The organism is Paenibacillus borealis (assembly GCF_000758665.1).
GTDB classification, from domain to species: Bacteria; Bacillota; Bacilli; order Paenibacillales; family Paenibacillaceae; genus Paenibacillus_AQ; species Paenibacillus_AQ borealis.
Genome location: NZ_CP009285.1, coordinates 2,248,630 through 2,265,658 on the forward strand (window position 1 = coordinate 2,248,630; position 17,029 = coordinate 2,265,658).

The following is a 17,029-nucleotide window of genomic DNA, read 5'->3' on the forward strand; positions in this document are numbered from 1 at the left end:
AAGTCACAACAGTCACAGAAGTCATTAAAGTCACACCGCTGCACTGCCACGATCCAACCAGTCATAAAAAGAGCGCTGCTATGGGCATAATTAGCAAAGCGGATTTCTGATACTTACGGTTGACACCGTTTTCAGCTTATGTTAAATTGTTTCCGAGGCTTGTTACCGGTAATGCGGGCAAAACCACAATGGGAATGATTGATTCGTTTCCGTTGTTGTTTTGCCCTTTTTTATTCCTCAAAAGCAGGTGGGTCGAAAGTGATAATCAAACAGATTTTTAACAATAATATCGTTAGCACCGTGGACGATAAGGATCAGGAGCTGCTTATCCTCGGCCGGGGTATCGGTTTCCAGTTCCGGGCGGGCGACCCGATTGACGAGGCGCGGATTGAGAAAGTCTTCCGGCTTCAGGATTCCTCCATTTACGAGCGCTTTAAGGCAATTGTTACAGAAATGCCGATTGAAATCCTGCAGGTGACAGATGATATTGTAAGTCTGGCGCGGATGCAGCTGGGCAAGCAGATCAGTGACGGCATTTATGTGTCGCTTTCGGATCATATTCATTTTGCAGTGCAGCGTCTGGAGCGGGAGCAGATTGTCCGTAACCCGTTATCCTGGGAGGTGCAGCATTTCTACAAAGCCGAGTATGATGTGGCGAAGGAAGCGTTGACGATTCTGCGGGAGCGGCTGGGGATTGATTTTCCCAAGGATGAGATCTGCAATATCGCGCTTCATTTCATCAATGCCGAAGTCAATGACTCGATGAACGATGTGACGCATCTGATGCAGCTGCTGCAGGAAATTATGAACATTATCAAATATCATTTTGGCGTGGATTTGGATGAGGACAGCGTCAACTATTTCAGGTTCATTACGCATCTCAAATATTTCTGCCAGCGGGTCATCACCCATTCCAGCCACGACGATACCGAGGAGTATTTGTACAAGGTGGTTAAGAAGAATTATCCGGACACCTTCAAATGCATCCGCAAGATTGAGTCCTTTATCCTGAAGAACTACGAGTACGTCATGACCCATTCCGAGCAGCTCTATCTGACCCTGCATCTGGAACGGCTGATGAAAACCAAATAACAAGGGGCTTGTTACTGTTCAATCAGGCAAAACCCGAATGAAAACCGGCATGCGTTTCTATCGCGTATGCACGTGTTCATTCGGGTTTTTTTATTACAATAATTAGGAGGAAGACGAATGAAACACCAGGAAACAGCGCAGCAAATCGTCAAGTCGGTGGGCGGAGTATCCAATGTGAAGTCGGTTTACCACTGTGTAACGCGTCTGCGCTTCGAGCTGAAGGACAACAATAAAGCGGATCAGGCCGCGCTCAAGAAGCTGGATATGGTGATGGGCACCAACATCTCGGGTGAGCAATTCCAGGTTATTATCGGCAATGATGTGCCTAAGGTATTTGACGAAATGGTTAAAGAGTACCCGGCGCTCAAGCAGACAGCGGAAGGAAATAAGCAGGTTGACGGGAAGAAACAGAATGTGATTCTGAAGATTTTTGAGACAATTGCCGGTGTATTCGCACCGATGCTGCCCGCAATCACGGCTGCCGGTATCCTCAAGGGACTGCTCGCATTATTTGTGACCCTGGAATGGCTGTCAGCGGGAACCGATACGTACCGTATTCTGTCCGCGATTGGTGATGGCGTATTCTACTTCCTGCCGATGCTGATCTCCTTCAGCGCAGCACGTAAATTCGGCAGTAACCCGTATATTGCGGTTGGTGTCGGCGCGGCGCTGATGTACCCGGATATGGGCGCACTATTGTCCAGCGGGAACCCTGTATCCTTCCTTAGTATTCCGGTAACAGCGGTCTCCTACGGATCTTCCGTAATTCCGATTCTGTTAGCAATCTGGATCCTTTCTTACGTGGAAAAAACCGTTGACCGCTTCATCATACCGTCACTCAAGCTGCTGCTCGTGCCGCTGATCTCCTTACTGGTGATGGTTCCGGTCACGCTGATCGCGATTGGACCTCTGGGAACCTTCGTCGGAGACGGATTGTCCGGCGGCATTAACTGGCTGCTGAATGAAGGCGGCCTGATCTCCGGGATCGTACTTGGCGGGGCGATGTCCCTGATTGTTATGACGGGTATGCACTATGCACTGGTTCCGGTGATTATCAGCAACCTGGCTACACTCGGCTTCGATAAGTTCCTGCCGCTGACCTTCATCTCCAATATGGGACAGGCAGGCGCTACACTCGGCGTATTCTTCCGGGCCAAAGATAAGAAACTGAAATCCGTCGCCTTGTCCACCAGCTTCACCGCACTCATGGGTGTAACGGAGCCGGCCATGTACGGTGTCAATATGAAATACAAAAAGCCGTTCATCGCTGCGATGATTGGTAGTGCGGCAGGCGGCGGCTTCGCGCTGGCGTTCGGCGCCAAGGCCTATGCGCTGGCTGGTAACGGCGGTATCCCGGGTCTGCCGGGATTGGTTGGACAGACCTTCTGGTACGCTTTTGGCGGGATGGTCATAGCCTTTGTAGTTGCAGCGGTTGTTACAGTGTTGCTTGGTTTCCACGAAGAAGCTGATGATGCGGAGCAGATTTCCGGCAGCATCGCCGCTAAACCGGCAGATGTGACTCCGGCAGCACCGGCACCGGTAGAGGTTGAAGTTGAACCGGCATCCGCTACCGCAGACAGCACCGCTTATGCACCAATGACCGGCAAGGCGATTCCGTTAAAAGAAGTCAATGACCCTACCTTCGGCGATGAGCTGATGGGTAAAGGCATTGCGTTTGTGCCTACAATCGGGGAGCTCATATCTCCAGTCAGCGGTACCGTAATGAATGTCTTCAAAACCAAGCATGCTATGGTTATCCGCAATACTGACGGCATGGAACTCCTGATCCACGTCGGGATCAACACCGTGAAGCTGCGCGGTCAATTCTTCGAAGCGCATGTACAGGCCGGTGATCCGATACAGGCCGGCGACAAGCTGCTCACCTTCGATCTGGCGCAAATTGCCCAGAATTATGATATTACGACCGCTATGGTCGTGACTAATACGGCCGACTATAAGCAGATTCTGCCGCTTAAGCTGGGTGAGGTTGCTTTCGGCGAGCCGGTGCTGAAGGCGGAGTTGTGAGGTTGCCGGTTTAGGTTTGGTCGTATCTTCGATCTTTTATGGGGATTAGCTTGGATCTTCGATTTTGGTTTTAGTTTTCGGTCTTTGGTTTTTGTCTTAGTTTTTGGTCTTTAATTTGGATCTTAGTTTTGACCTTCGATTTGGAGCTTAGCCTAAGTTATTTGCTAGGCGCCAGCTCCGGTCTTAGCCTGAGTTTGAGCTTAGTGATTTCGGAACGAAGCGATCGGGTTGGCTTAGAATTTTGTCACCTCCGAATGCTTCATTCTAACAAAAGGCTATTAGTAACGGAGGGAAGTTTGGAACTGTAGGAGCGATAGCGTCCGCCTGAAAGCTTTCCGCAGGAAAGCTCGCATCGGAAGCATAAGCTATGTTTGGATTTCTACCGCTGACAGCGGAATAAATTCAGGAAATCCAAACATAACAGCGGCCGAAAGTCCAAACTTTCCCGCAGTTACGGCCTGCCTTTTGGCCCGTGAATTATTAATAATGAGGAGATGACAAAATGACCACTTTTCCACATGGCTTCCTATGGGGCGGCGCAATCGCCGCTAACCAGGCGGAGGGCGCTTTTGACGCAGACGGTAAAGGATTGTCCACGGCAGATATGGTGCCGTATTATAAGAAAAAAGATTACACCAACCTCAAAGAGCTGATGCATGTCACCAGTGAAACAATCAAGCGCGGGATGCAGCATACCTCAGCGGAAGGCTACCCGAAACGGTATGGAATTGATTTCTATCACCGGTTCAAGGAGGACATCGCCTTGTTCGGCGAGCTGGGCTTCAAAGTGTTCCGGATGTCGATCAACTGGTCACGGATTTTCCCGAATGGGGATGATGCCGAGCCGAACGAGAAGGGCCTGCAGTTTTATGACGACATGTTCGATGAGATGCACAAATATGGTATTGAACCGCTGGTTACGCTCTCCCACTATGAGATGCCAATGTCGCTGGTGCTGAATTACGGGGGCTGGAGGAACCGTGCGGTGATTGCTTTTTATGAGAAATATGCCGAGACTGTCATGACCAGATACCGGGATAAAGTGAAATATTGGCTGACGTTCAATGAGATCAATACGACCGTCATCGAGCCGTTTACCGGAGGCGGGGTAGTAGAGGATACAGTCGATAACATCCGCGAGGCGTCCTATCAGGCGCTGCATCATCAATTCGTGGCCAGCAGTCTGGTGACCCGCAAAGGGCGGGAGATTAATCCGGAATTCCGCATCGGCTGCATGCTCGCGCGTATGATCCATTATCCGGCAACCAGCGATCCGGAGGATGTGCTGCAGGCCCAGATTGATAATCAGCTTAACCTGATGCATACCGATGTGCAGGCGCGGGGAAGCTATCCTCCGTTCATGAAGCGTTATTTTGCCGACCATAATATTCAGCTTGTGACTGAGCCTGGGGATGAGCTGCTGCTGCGTGAGAACACGGTGGACTTCATTTCCTTCAGCTACTATACGTCGCTTATTTCCACAGTTACTCCTGAGAAATATGGTGTGACCGGCGGCAATCTGTTCAGTACCGTGAAGAATCCCAACCTGAAGATTACCGAGTGGGGCTGGCAGCTGGACCCGATTGGCCTGCGGATTGTGCTCAAAGAGCTGTACGACCGTTACCAGCTTCCGCTGTTTGTGGTGGAGAACGGGCTGGGAGCGAAGGATAAGGTCGAAGAGGATGGTTCGATCCAGGATGATTACCGGATCGATTATTTGCGCAAGCATATTACCCAGGTCAAGGAAGCGGTTCTGGACGGAGTCGAAGTCATGGGCTACACCGCCTGGGGGGCGATTGATATTATCAGCGCATCGACTTCGGAGATGTCCAAGCGTTACGGCGTGATCTATGTGGACCAGGACGATGACGGACACGGTACGCTGGAACGGAAGAAGAAGAAGAGCTTCTACTGGTACCAGAAGGCGATTGCCAGCAATGGAGCGGATTTGGAGTAGGCAGCTCCTGGCTGGCGCTGCCTTCCGCATTGACAACGATTTTAGAAGCGGCTATACTTTCTGTAATCTTATAGTTGGTATACGTTGAACGAGCCAGTAGCAGACTTGTCCCTGTTCCCAGAAAGCCGGGGGTTGATGGAACCCGGTATATACAATGGACTGCGAATTACACCTCGGGAGTATCTTGGGTAATGCCAAGCGGAGCTAAGCGAACGATAACTCGCGGAAGAGTGGTACGGACATGTTTGAATGTGATGTCTGTGCAATTTGGGTGGTAACACGGTTAATAATAATCGTCCCTGTGTCTGAATAGACAAGGGGCGATTTTTTGTTGCCCAAATTCGGGAATTGCAGAGTTACCCGGTAAGCTGGCTGTTTTTCAATGCATACCAATTACACACAAAACAAACCAAAGGGGCTGTACATGTTGAACATTATCGACGAGTTGCTGTGGCGCGACGCCATTAACCAGCAGACAGATGCGGACGGACTGCGCGAATTAACAGAGAGTAAGGCTGTATCGCTGTATTGCGGCGTGGACCCGACAGGCAACAGCATGCATATCGGTCACCTGATTCCTTTTATGATGCTTAGACGCTTCCAGCTGGCCGGGCACCGTCCGGTCATTCTGATCGGCGGGGCTACCGGAACGATCGGTGATCCGAGCGGACGCCAGAGCGAGCGTTCCCTGCAGACGCTGGAGCAGGTCCAGGAGAATGTAGATGCGCTGACGGCCCAGATGAAGAAGCTGTTCATTACGGAAGGCGACAATCAGGTGCGGATGGTTAACAACTACGACTGGACCAAGGACATGAATGTCATTGAATTCCTGCGCGACATCGGCAAAAACTTCAGCATCAATACGATGCTGGCCAAGGACGTAGTTTCCAGCCGCCTGGACAGCGGGATTTCGTTCACCGAGTTCTCCTACCAGATCCTGCAGTCTATGGACTACCTGCATCTGTACCAGCATGAGGATGTGCAGCTGCAGATCGGCGGTTCGGACCAGTGGGGCAATATCACCAGCGGCCTGGACCTGATCCGTAAAAAAGAAGGTGCCGATGCCAAAGCCTTCGGCCTGACGATCCCGCTGATGCTCAAGGCAGACGGCACCAAGTTCGGTAAATCGGCCGGCGGCGCGGTATGGCTGGATCCGAAGCAGACCACGCCTTACGAGTTCTACCAGTTCTGGGCGAACACCGATGACCGCGATGTGGTGAAATACCTGAAATACTTCACCTTCCTGAGCAAAGAAGAAATCGAGGCGCTGGAGGAGAAGGTTGCGACGGAACCGCACAAACGCGAGGCGCAAAAAACACTTGCCGAAGAGATGACCCGCTTCGTGCACAGTGAAGAGCTGCTGGAGCAGGCCAAACGCATCAGCGCTGCTCTCTTCAGCGGAGACATCAGCTCCCTGACCGCCGATGAAATTGAAGAAGGATTCAAGGAAATGCCGACCTTTACCGCCACTAAGGAATCGAAGAACATTGTCGATTGGCTGGTCGACCTGGGCATCGAGCCATCCAAACGCCAGGCGCGTGAGGATATTACCAAAGGTGCAATCTCCATTAACGGCGAACGCGTCAACGAGCTGGAGACAGAGATTACGGCTGAGCTTGCCATCGGCGGCAGATTCATCATCGTCCGCAAAGGCAAGAAGAACTACAGCCTGGTGAAATTGGGCTAACTGTAGCTGCTGGCTGAGAAGTCCATAGACAAACAAGTAAACAGGCAAACAGGCAAATAGTAAACAGGCAAATGGGCGAATTAAGTAAACTATAAGAGGCTATCCCGCTGTGTCAGCAATGACGGGGATAGCCTCTTTTTTATAAGGTGATTAATTTGTTTTAGGGTGTCTGCAAAGGACCTGAGTTGTCAGCGTGGCTGTGAGGATGTAACCAATAGTCGCAAGGAAGTGAGTGTGGTAGTGAGCGAGGTAATCAGTAGTCAGTGTGGTAGTTAGGAGGTAACTAGTAGTCAGCGCGGTAGGGAGGAGGGAATAGTGGTCAGTGAGGTAATTAGTAGTCAGCGTGGTGCGAAGTAAACAGTAGTCAGTGTGGTGGTAAGCGAGATGATCTGTGGTCAGCGTCGTAAGGAGGAGGTAACCAGTAGTCAGTGCGGTAGTGGGCAAGTAATCAGTGGTCAGCGTGGTAGGGAGGAGGTAACCAGTAATCAGTGTGATAGTGAGCGAGGCAGTTAGCGAGCGAAAGCTCCGCTCTTTTGGGGCTATTTGGTTGGAATCGCCGGGCGGACTCGGCCTCCTGGACGAGAATCCTGCACAAAATACAACTTTCTCCTCCTATATCCGCTTCAAATTGCGAATTGTTGTATGAAATGCAACATTTTACTTCATCAAAGTGGTTTATCCTGACAATTGTTGTATTTCATACAACAATCCCCTCAAACTCCTTGGAAACTAGGGGCAGAGTTGTAATAAGTACAACATTTCTGCCTGGACAGGCTGTAAAGCTTAATCTTTGCTCAAAAAACTCATTCGCTGCCGGCAGAACACTCGGAACAACCCTCAGCACAAACCCAGCGCACACCCATTGCTCAGCACAAACCCAGCACAAACCCAGCACAAACCCAGCACACACAACGCTCAGCACACATCCAGCACAAACCCAGCACAAACCCGGTACACACAACGCTCAGCACACATCCAGCACAAACCCAGCACAAACCCGGTACATACCCAGCACAAATCCAGCACACAACCAACACCCAGCACACAACCAGCGCACACCCAACGCTCAGCACACACCCAGCATAAACCCGGCACGCACTCAGCACACATCCAGCACACATCCAGCACAACGCCATAATCCCCGCAGCAGCCAGAAGCCCGGCTCTGTACCGAATGACTATCGGTTCGCTTGAGAGAACGGGTGTCTTCTGCGGGGCTGCTGGAATCTACACCTTTTTGTCATTGATAATCATTATCATATGATCTATTGTTAGGGATAGAAGAGAATGAGACAGGACTGGAACTAACGGATCTAATCAGGATTAATCCTCAAGCAGCGCCAGGTCATCTTCGAGTTTGGCAATTTTCTCCCGGATAGCTTCTGCCCGGACTTCATCTTGTGTTTCTATGGCCTTGGCCAGTTCCTCTGCAGCAATCCCGATCTGGTATTCCAGATAAGTGTAATCCGATGCGGCGGCAGGGTGGCTGGAACGCTGTGAATAAGTCATGGTCTCGCACTTCCTTTCTATTAATAATGTGATGCCCGGCTATGGGCATCGTGTCCATCGTATCCCTCGTAACTACAGTATGTTCATGATACAGCCTTTCTGTGAGCGGCTCAACCTTGGTCACCCGTGATAGCAGTATTTTTGCGCCCGAAATAAGGCTTTGCCCGTCGAATTGCGACATTACTCACAGACAGTAAGCCCGGTTCTGGTTTTACCATAAGAAGTATTGAAAATTAAAGCTTATTTTTTCAGTAACGTTTGCAAGGGGAGATCCCGCGAAGGAAGGTTGATATACATAATGAAAGCTTTATCTTTTAACACAGTAGACGAAGCCAGGCGGTATCTGGAGGAACTGGGCGGCAGCAGAGGCTTAGTGCTGTTCGCTTCCGCTGCGGCTGTCAGCGAGTTGTCCCGGCATGCACCTTCCCGGGCGGTGTTGTGCTCAACCAAAGGCGAATATACCCCGCAGGGCTACCGCAGCGGCGTAGTCACAGGATTCGAATACGAATCAGGGATAGCCGATATTGTAGAGATTCTGCATCCGCCCGTACTTAGCGTCGGGCAACTAAGTGCTTCTTATCACAAAGTCCAAGCCAACGCTAACGCCTTTATGCTGCTGCTATGTGACGGTACAGGCGCGATGGAGGAGACGATCCTCTCCTCACTGTTCTTCATTGCCCCGGAATTTAAAATCGTCGGGGGAAGTGCAGCGGATGATGAGCATGGGGAGACTTATATTTACATAGGAAGTCGCCGGGTGCGGAATCTGGGGATTTTCTTCAATATGCCGGGCCGTACCGCACTGGTTAAAGAGAATATTTATGTTACCACCGGGAAGACGCTGCTGGTGACGGAAGCCGATGTGTTCGGCAGAACGGTGTATTCCTTCAACGGACGTCCTGCTGCGGAAGAGTACGCGCGTGTTCTTGGTGTCCCGGAAGCAGAGCTGGCAGAGCATTTCCTGAGCAGCCCGCTGGGCAAAAGATACGAAGACGATCTGATCATCGCCTCGCCGATGGTGATTAATCCGGATGGCTCTGTCACATTTTACAGCCAGGTTATGTCTAGTACTTATGTGGAGGTGCTGAGTGCAGCAGATCCGCTTGCCGTGCTGGAGGAGACGCTGGGCGGGAGTCCGTACAAGCCTTCTTTTGTGCTCAACATTAACTGTACGCTGCGGGATCAGCTGTTTATCCGGGACGGTCTGTGGGCGGCATTTGACGGGATTATGCTCGGATTCTGCGGCAACACTACAGGCTTCATCAGCTACGGAGAGCAATATTATAAAAAGCATGCCAACCAGACCATGATTCTGCTGCTGGTTGAATAAGGGAGAGTAGATTGATTATGCAGTGGATAACCAGATTACGCACTTCATGGGGCAAAAGCACCTCTGCCGGAGGTGTTCAAAGTCACAGTACACTAGCCATTCTTGATAAACCGGCCAGCTCCGGACAGTCGGACGGGACGGCAAAAGCAGATGAAACAGCGGTTAAGGCTCCTGCACCTCAAGAGAATACTGGAGGGACGGCTGCCGCTGCCTCCGCTTCAGCCGCTGAACCCTATGGAATTCACGCTTATACCCTGGCCGCACAGATCCGCCGCGAAACTGACGAGATCCTTAAGGAAGAGGCGCAGATGGTAGAGGAGTTTGCAGCTTTACGGGCGGGCAGCGGTGAGCTGATCAGCCAGATTGGCGGGACCCAGCAGCTGCTGGAGCATCTGAAGACCAACAGCGGACAGACCGAAGATCTCATCAATGAAATGTATGGCAGCCTCTCGTTCTCCTCCAATAAAATAGAATTCGCCAAGGAGGCTAATATCCAGATCTCCGCTGAAATGGAGAAGGCCTCGGCGGTATTCTCTGAATTTGTCAACTTAAATGCGGAGCTGCGGGAGCATTTCCGGAGCATCGAGCAGCTGGCGAAGATCATTACGGATATTGCTGAGCAGACGAATCTGTTGTCGCTGAATGCAGCTATCGAGGCGGCGCGGGCCGGTGAGCATGGACGGGGCTTCTCGGTGGTTGCTACAGAAATCCGCAAGCTGGCCGACAGCACCCGCAGTCATGTGAAGGAAATTATGGGCTCCCTCTCCGGGATGACGAACGTGATGGAACTGCTGGGCAGCAAGTCCGATGACGGGACAACGGCGATGACAGAGACGAATGCGAAGATCAGCCAGTCCACGGTATACATGAACGAGATCGTGGAAGCGGAGGAAGAGGTATTCCAGCATCTGGAGAAGATTCAAGAGTCGCAGGAGAGCAGCATGGAGGATGTAGAGCAGATCAATAGCGATCTGCTGCGTATTCTGGAGAAATCGGGGCAGGATGCAGGGCAGTTCCAGAAGATGGTGCTGACCGTCCAGCAAAAAGCCGATCACTATCAGCAGCTGCTTAATCATCTGCATCAGATAGAGCTGCTGCAGCAGCTTGATGAAGCCCGGAAGACCAGCGTATAAGCAGAAGCGGGTATCCGATACCAAAAGACTGCATCCGGCAGGGGGAATTGCTGCCGGTGCAGTCTTTTGCCTGATTTAGGCCAGCCAGAAACTGTGGTTGGCTTTTTTGCGGTTTAGGAAATTATACACTGTAAAAAAATGCAGATAACTCCGAAGAAGCGGCTAAAAAGCCGGGAGCAGCATTGGCAAGAGCAAGTACAAGGGGGTGACTGCGCTAAGGCAGGAAATAGTTGGATTTTCTCCACTTAACACATGAACGGAGGAGTCCTTGTCAGGGAATAGTTGGATAAACAACACTTAATACTCCAGAAACTGCTCAAAGTAGAGGGAACGCTCAAATTTAAATGACGTTTATCCAACTAATTACCTCAGACGCTCCAAAACATCCGAAATAAGATACGTTTATCCAACTAACAATGCAACGCAGAGCCAGAGGGATACGACCTATGAACACCATTCTATGAAGCTGCTTATATGCTTCGCGCTATACAAGCTCAGTGAAATGGCCCGCTGCTAGTTGCCGGCCCGGCTGCAGGGCAATCAGCCTGTATTCGTAAGCACCGAGCGGCAACGGACCGGCTGGCACGGGCTCGCTGCTCAATACATCCTGTCCGGCCCGCGGCAGGGTTACACTGCCTCCGAGTCCGTCCATGTTAACGATAGTCCATAATTCCCCGTCGGCCCCGCGTCTTGGACAGACGACCGTGCCCCGGGTGACATCACTGCGCAGCGATACACCAGCACGGGAGGCATAATGATCAATCAGCGCGCGCAGCAGCCCGTCGCCCGCTTCTCCCGAGGGCAGAGAGCCGAGCAGTACGATGGCTCCGCTGCCATAGGGCTGCTCGGTCAGGAAGGCCAGGCCCGGTGTCCGGCCTGCCGTGATTCTGCCGGTCACGGTTGCTCCGCCCGGCAGCGGCTCGAATGCCGCGCTCCACAGGGACAGCGGCGCGGAGAGGCCGAAGGCCTCGCCCATGCTGCCCGTTCTCTCCATCGGGTAGACATATTTGGTGTTCACCCCGGCGATGCGCTCAAGTACACCCAGTGCGGCACCGGTATGCAGGGTATGGTCGGCCGTGCGGCCTCCGCTCAGCGGACCGGCGATCCAGATGCCGCCAGCCTCTGCAAAGCTGAGAGCCTTCTGCATATATTCCGGCGACAAATAATGCACGAAAGGGGTGAACAGCAGCTTGTAGCCCCTGAGCTCTCCGCCTTCGGGCAGCAGGTCACGGTGTATGCCCATATCGAGAATCCGTTTATAGAAGTCCCCCAGCAGTGAGCGGTAGCTCAGCTTCCGGTGCGGCTCTGTCGCCAGGTACGCCTTGGTCCGGTCCGAATAAGTAATTGCGACCTCGGCCTGCACCGGCCGGGTAGCCAGGATGTGCGGCTCGATCAGCAGCCGCGCTGCGGAGGCTTCAAGCACATTGTCATAACCGAGCGCGGGCTGGCCCCAGGCGCTGATGACTGAGCTGTGCGTCTGCTCGCTGCCGGAGCGCTGCTGCCGCCACGGCCAGTAGCAGAAAGCTCCGGCTCCCAAGGCATAGGCAGACACGGCTTCAGCAGTGAGATAGCCGTCCGGATGGGGCTCGGCGTAGCTTGTAAGTGAAGCAGCATAAGCCGGGCTGGTCTCCAGCAGCCAGAAGTCCCGTCCGGGCTTGATATTACGCCACAGATCACAGTTAAGCAGATAGGCGTGCTTATTGGCCTGTGAGGCATAGGTGTCATAAGAGGCGAAATCAAGCTCCCGGAACAGCTGTTCATTGTCCACATGGAAAGCGACACTGCTGTTATGGGTTATTGGAGCTGGTGAGTAGCGGCGGAGAATAGCCGCCTGCTCAGCCGCGAATTCGGCAGTCTTCTCCATCTGGAACAGGCGGTACATGGTTACGAGGGAGGCGTTATGCAGGAAGGGAGTAGCCACCGGCTGCGGCACCTGATCAAATTGCTGATAGGTCTGGCTCCAGACTCCCGTTCCCCAGGCTTCATTCAGCTTCCCGATATTGCCGTAGCGGTTCTCCAGCCATTCATGCCACAGTGACTTGCAGGTCCCGCACATGCATTCTGACACATGTGCCTTGAGTTCATTGTCGAGCTGCCAGGCGACAAGACCCGGGAGCCGGCCCAGCTCTCTGGCCAGATGTCCGGCGATGACCGCAGCCCGCTGCCGGAAATAGGGGTGATTCGTGCAGACATGCTGCCTGGACCCGTGGCTCATGACTGCTCCATCCGCCCTGATAATCAGGCGTTCCGGATGCCCGTGTGTCAGCCAGACCGGCGGGGTTGCCGTCGGGGTGCACATTATGGTATCGATGCCGCGGGCATGCAGCAGCCGGATATGCTCAGCGAAGGGGCGGATATCAATGGAGCCTTCCTCCGGCTCCAGCTCCGACCAGATGAACTCGCCCATCCGGACGAGATTAATGCCGGTTTCCTGCATGAGCTGAAGATCATGCTGCCGGACCTCTTCTCCCCACAGCTCGGGGTACCATGCAGCGCCGTAATATAGCTTATGATTCACTTGCTTGACCTCCTAAGGAGCCCGGTATGAGCGTATTTTGTCTTCCGGCATCATAGTTGTCCCCCGTGCAGCAGGCAATAGTAAAGTTTTGCCGGCTTTGGACTTTATTGTAGCGGGGTGTATCAAGGCTAGCAGGTCGCTGTCCAAAAAGTCCGATTGCCGGAAAATTCCGCTGAAACCATAATAGGAATCGCAGCCAAGGCACGGCAGTGCAAGGCTGCTTATCTATATGGAGGTGAATGTAATGAAGCAAGGAGCGGCAATAGGGACAGCGGATATACATGCTGCTGCAACCTACCGCAGCAGGCGGGAGCTGCGCTTCAGACGTCTGAAGCGGGACAAATGGCTCTACATCCTGCTGACCCCTGGACTCCTGTATTTTCTCGTATTTAAATATGTACCGATGTGGGGAGTGCTGCTCGCGTTCAAAGATTATCAGCCTTTTCTGGGCTTCTGGAAAAGTGATTGGGTCGGTCTTGAGCATTTTCGCACGTTCTTCCAGAATCCTGACTTCTTCATGCTGCTGCGCAATACGCTCGTGTTGTCGCTGTATAATCTGGTGTTCTTTTTTCCGGCCCCGATTATACTTGCGCTGCTGCTGAATGAAGTCCGGCTGTCCTTCTACAAAAGAACCATTCAGACGATGATTTATGTGCCGCATTTCATCTCCATGGTCATTGTCGCCAGCATCTCGTATGTGTTCCTGACTACACAGGGCGGTGCTGTCAACGAATTCCTGTACTCGGTAACCGGGAGCAAGATTGATTTCCTGGCCAGCCCTGACTGGTTCCGCCCGCTGATCATTCTCCAGACCATCTGGAAGGAATGCGGCTGGGGAACGATTATCTTTCTGGCGGCACTGGCCGGTGTCGATGTAGAGCAATATGAAGCAGCCGTAGTGGACGGGGCCAGCCGCTGGCGCCAGACCTGGCATATTACACTGCCGGCGATCCGCAGCACTATTGTCATCCTGCTGATTCTGCGGATGGGAACCATTCTGGATAATGGTTTTGAGCAGATTTATCTGATGATGAACGCGCTGAACCGTGAAGTGGCCGAGGTGTTTGATACATATGTCTACGCACTTGGCATAACGCAGGGAGCCTTCAGCTACAGTACGGCAGTCGGACTGTTCAAGTCGGTTATCGGGGTTGTACTGGTGCTTGGCACCAACTGGCTCGCCAAGAAATCGGGCGAATCGGGACTTTATTGAAAGGGAGGCTGCGTGCGTGGCTAAACGTTACCGGAGTGCCGGAGAAATTACTTTTGACGTATTTAATTATTTTGTATTGGGAGTTATCGGAATCGCCGCAATCCTGCCGTTTCTGTTTGTGGTCTCCGGTTCGTTCGCAACCGAGGCGGAAATTACGAAGCGCGCTGTCTTTCTGATTCCGACTACCATCTCGTTTGATGCCTACCGGTTCATTTTCTCCACGGATACCATTGTGAGAAGTATCGGGGTATCGCTGTATGTAACGGTGATCGGAACGGCGGTCAACTTGTTTTTCACGGTTACCATGGCGTATCCGATGGCCAAACGTTATCTGATGGGCCGAAATGTAATCCTTAATCTGGTTATTTTCACCATGCTGTTCGGGGGCGGGATGATTCCTACCTATCTGGTAATCCGCGAGCTGCAGCTGCTGGATACGCTGAATGCCTTGATTCTTCCGGGGGCGATCAGCGCCTTCAACCTGATTATCGTCAAAAACTTCTTCCAGGAGCTCCCGGTCGAGATTGAGGAGGCGGCCCGCATCGACGGATGTACCGAGCTGGGTCTGCTGTGGAAGATCGTACTGCCGCTCTCCAAGCCTGTGCTGGCGACGTTCACCCTCTTTTATGCGGTCGGACACTGGAATAACTTCTTCTCGGCGCTGCTCTACATTAATGATCCGTCCAAGTGGCCGCTGCAGGTGATGCTGCGCCAGATCGTTATGCTGTCCCAGTCGGCAGCCGGCGATCTAAGCTCGATGGACCCGAATTTCGTACAGCCGCCTGAGCAGTCGATCAAGATGGCAGTTATCGTGGTCGGCACACTGCCGATTATGTGCGTCTATCCGTTTCTGCAAAAACATTTCGCCAAAGGGGTGATGCTCGGTTCGGTTAAGGGGTAAACAAGTTATGCCAACATACAAAGGGAGGCTAAGTAATGAAGATTGAGCGCAAACAAGGTTCCATACATTTGAAACGATGGTTGTTTATGTTACTAGCTGTTATTATGATTTTAAGTGTGTTTACCGCCTGCGGGAACAATGGGGAGAACGCTGCAGCAGGGCAGAAGGATACGGCCGGCAGTGAAGGGAATGCTGCGGGCGGAACAGAAGCTGCAGAACCGCTGGATCTGACGCTGATGCTGCCGATTTTCAAAACGAATTATCCGAAGGACGGCAGTCCGGTTGCCGCCAAGCTGGAGGAGCTTACTAACACCAAGATTCATTTCGAGTGGGTGCCGAATGCTTCCTATACCGACAAATTCAATATTACACTGGCTTCAGGCAAGCTGCCTGACATTATCTATGTTGGTGATGTGAAGGCATCCAGCTTCGTCAATGCGGCAAGATCGGGTGCTTTCTGGGAGGTAGGTCCTTACCTGAAGGATTATCCGAATCTGAGCGGAGCGAAGGAAGTTATTCTGAGCAACTCAGCCATCGACGGCAAGAACTATGGTGTCTACAGAGGGCGGGCACTGGGCCGCAACGGCGTGGTTTTCCGCAAGGACTGGCTGGAGAAGCTGGGGCTGGAGACTCCGCAGACTGTGGATGATTTCTATAATATGCTAAAAGCGTTCAAGGAGCAGGACCCTGACGGCAACGGTCAAGCCGACACGTACGGCATGGTGCTGGTGAAGTGGACAGGCGGATGGGCCAGCGGCTTCGATACGATCAAGCTATGGTTCGGTTCCCCGAACAAATGGGGTGTACAGGATGGCAAGCTGGTTCCTGAGCATGAGTATCCGCAGTACTTGGAAGCGCTTAAGTTTATGAAAAAGCTGTATGATGAGCAGCTGATCAACTCAGACTTCGCGGTGATGGACAGCTCCAAATGGAATGATCCGGTCGTTAACAACAAAGCCGGGGTCATTGTTGATGTGGTGGATAACGGGGCACGGCTCGACGACAAGATTCATGCCGCACTCCAGAAGGAAGGCACAGATGAGCCTGACCGCCATTATATGGATGTCATCGGCGGGGTGACAGGAACGGACGGCGCACTGCATACCCTTCCGACCTCCGGTTTCTCCGGCATGCTGGCCATACCGAAGTCTTCGGTCAAAACCGAGGCAGAGCTGAAGCAGGTGCTGACGTTCCTGGACCGCTTGAATGAAGAGGATCTTCAGACGATGCTGAACTACGGAATTGAAGGTGTCCATTACAATCTGGTGGACGGTTATATTGAACGCTCAAGTGACACAGTTCTGCTGGAATCGGAAGTGGAAGGGCTGAACCAGATGCTGCCGTTCATTCCGGAGGACAAGGCGAAGCAAGTGAAGCAAACGGCATTGCGCTTGAAACAGACCGAAGTGCAGAAGGCCAATGAAGCGACGATTGTGACCAATCCTGCTGAAGCGCTGATCTCTGCAGTGTATACCCAGAAGGGCTCGCAGCTGGATAACGTAATTAATGATGCGCGCATCAAATTCATTGTCGGCCAGATTGATGAAGCGGGCTTGAAATCAGCGTTTGAGGTATGGCGGAAGACCGGCGGAGACGAGCTTGTGACTGAAATGAACGAATTGTACGCAAAAACGGGCAAATAAAATCCGGCCCCTCTCCAGGCAC

The 17,029-nt window shown here is 52.4% G+C and carries 11 protein-coding genes; 9 read left to right on the forward strand and 2 right to left on the reverse strand.

The features are described 5' to 3' along the window. The first annotated feature begins 258 nt into the window (after positions 1-258). From licT to tyrS, 4 genes are all read left to right on the forward strand, one after another. Positions 259-1,092 carry a BglG family transcription antiterminator LicT gene (gene licT / locus PBOR_RS09405; protein ID WP_042211444.1) on the forward strand — a complete coding sequence of 278 codons (834 nt, stop codon included), beginning with the start codon at positions 259-261 and terminating at the stop codon, positions 1,090-1,092. Positions 1,093-1,209: 117 nt separating this feature from the next. Next, positions 1,210-3,117 (forward strand): beta-glucoside-specific PTS transporter subunit IIABC, encoded by a 1,908-nt coding sequence (locus tag PBOR_RS09410; protein WP_042211445.1) that lies wholly within the window; start codon positions 1,210-1,212, stop codon positions 3,115-3,117. A 502-nt stretch (positions 3,118-3,619) separates the two neighbouring features. Next, positions 3,620-5,074: a glycoside hydrolase family 1 protein gene (locus tag PBOR_RS09415; RefSeq protein WP_042211446.1), complete on the forward strand. Its 1,455-nt coding sequence runs from the start codon at positions 3,620-3,622 to the stop codon at positions 5,072-5,074. Between the two features lie 427 nt (positions 5,075-5,501). Next, positions 5,502-6,761: a tyrosine--tRNA ligase gene (tyrS, locus tag PBOR_RS09420; RefSeq protein WP_042219166.1), complete on the forward strand. Its 1,260-nt coding sequence runs from the start codon at positions 5,502-5,504 to the stop codon at positions 6,759-6,761. Between the two features lie 1,322 nt (positions 6,762-8,083). Here the strand turns inward: tyrS and PBOR_RS09425 are convergent. Continuing rightward, positions 8,084-8,269, reverse strand: coding sequence for a hypothetical protein (locus PBOR_RS09425; protein WP_042211447.1), 186 nt, complete (start codon positions 8,267-8,269; stop codon positions 8,084-8,086). 298 nt (positions 8,270-8,567) lie between these two features. Here PBOR_RS09425 and PBOR_RS09430 point away from each other — a divergent pair, with 298 nt between their 5' ends. Further along, positions 8,568-9,599, forward strand: a complete 1,032-nt coding sequence (locus PBOR_RS09430; protein ID WP_042211448.1) for an FIST signal transduction protein — start codon at positions 8,568-8,570, stop codon at positions 9,597-9,599. Between the two features lie 17 nt (positions 9,600-9,616). Continuing rightward, entirely contained in the window at positions 9,617-10,732 is a 1,116-nt protein-coding gene (locus PBOR_RS09435) for a methyl-accepting chemotaxis protein (RefSeq protein WP_052429402.1), read from the forward strand. Between the two features lie 484 nt (positions 10,733-11,216). Here the strand turns inward: PBOR_RS09435 and PBOR_RS09440 are convergent, their stop codons facing one another. Continuing rightward, the gene (locus PBOR_RS09440; RefSeq protein ID WP_042211449.1) at positions 11,217-13,250 is read right to left on the reverse strand and encodes a beta-galactosidase; all 2,034 of its coding nucleotides are present in this window, start codon (positions 13,248-13,250) and stop codon (positions 11,217-11,219) included. A gap of 244 nt (positions 13,251-13,494) precedes the next feature. Between PBOR_RS09440 and PBOR_RS09445 the strand changes: the two genes are divergently transcribed. From PBOR_RS09445 to PBOR_RS09455, 3 genes are read left to right on the forward strand one after another with little or no spacing between them, the layout of a single operon-like run. Beyond that, positions 13,495-14,463 (forward strand): ABC transporter permease, encoded by a 969-nt coding sequence (locus tag PBOR_RS09445; protein ID WP_039306775.1) that lies wholly within the window; start codon positions 13,495-13,497, stop codon positions 14,461-14,463. Positions 14,464-14,479: 16 nt separating this feature from the next. Then, complete coding sequence (locus PBOR_RS09450; protein WP_042211450.1) at positions 14,480-15,364, forward strand: carbohydrate ABC transporter permease; 885 nt, start codon at positions 14,480-14,482, stop codon at positions 15,362-15,364. Between the two features lie 35 nt (positions 15,365-15,399). Next, the gene (locus PBOR_RS09455; RefSeq protein WP_042211451.1) at positions 15,400-17,007 is read left to right on the forward strand and encodes an extracellular solute-binding protein; all 1,608 of its coding nucleotides are present in this window, start codon (positions 15,400-15,402) and stop codon (positions 17,005-17,007) included. Positions 17,008-17,029 lie beyond the last annotated feature (22 nt).

What these genes read in the sequence shown, in the direction of transcription:
- PBOR_RS09425 (WP_042211447.1), bottom strand. Translation starts at nt 8,269, where the DNA reads ATGACTTATTCACAGCGTTCCAGCCACCCTGCCGCCGCATCGGATTAC.
- PBOR_RS09435 (WP_052429402.1), top strand. Translation starts at nt 9,617, where the DNA reads ATGCAGTGGATAACCAGATTACGCACTTCATGGGGCAAAAGCACCTCT.
- PBOR_RS09430 (WP_042211448.1), top strand. Translation starts at nt 8,568, where the DNA reads ATGAAAGCTTTATCTTTTAACACAGTAGACGAAGCCAGGCGGTATCTG.
- PBOR_RS09455 (WP_042211451.1), top strand. Translation starts at nt 15,400, where the DNA reads ATGAAGATTGAGCGCAAACAAGGTTCCATACATTTGAAACGATGGTTG.
- PBOR_RS09445 (WP_039306775.1), top strand. Translation starts at nt 13,495, where the DNA reads ATGAAGCAAGGAGCGGCAATAGGGACAGCGGATATACATGCTGCTGCA.
- PBOR_RS09410 (WP_042211445.1), top strand. Translation starts at nt 1,210, where the DNA reads ATGAAACACCAGGAAACAGCGCAGCAAATCGTCAAGTCGGTGGGCGGA.
- PBOR_RS09415 (WP_042211446.1), top strand. Translation starts at nt 3,620, where the DNA reads ATGACCACTTTTCCACATGGCTTCCTATGGGGCGGCGCAATCGCCGCT.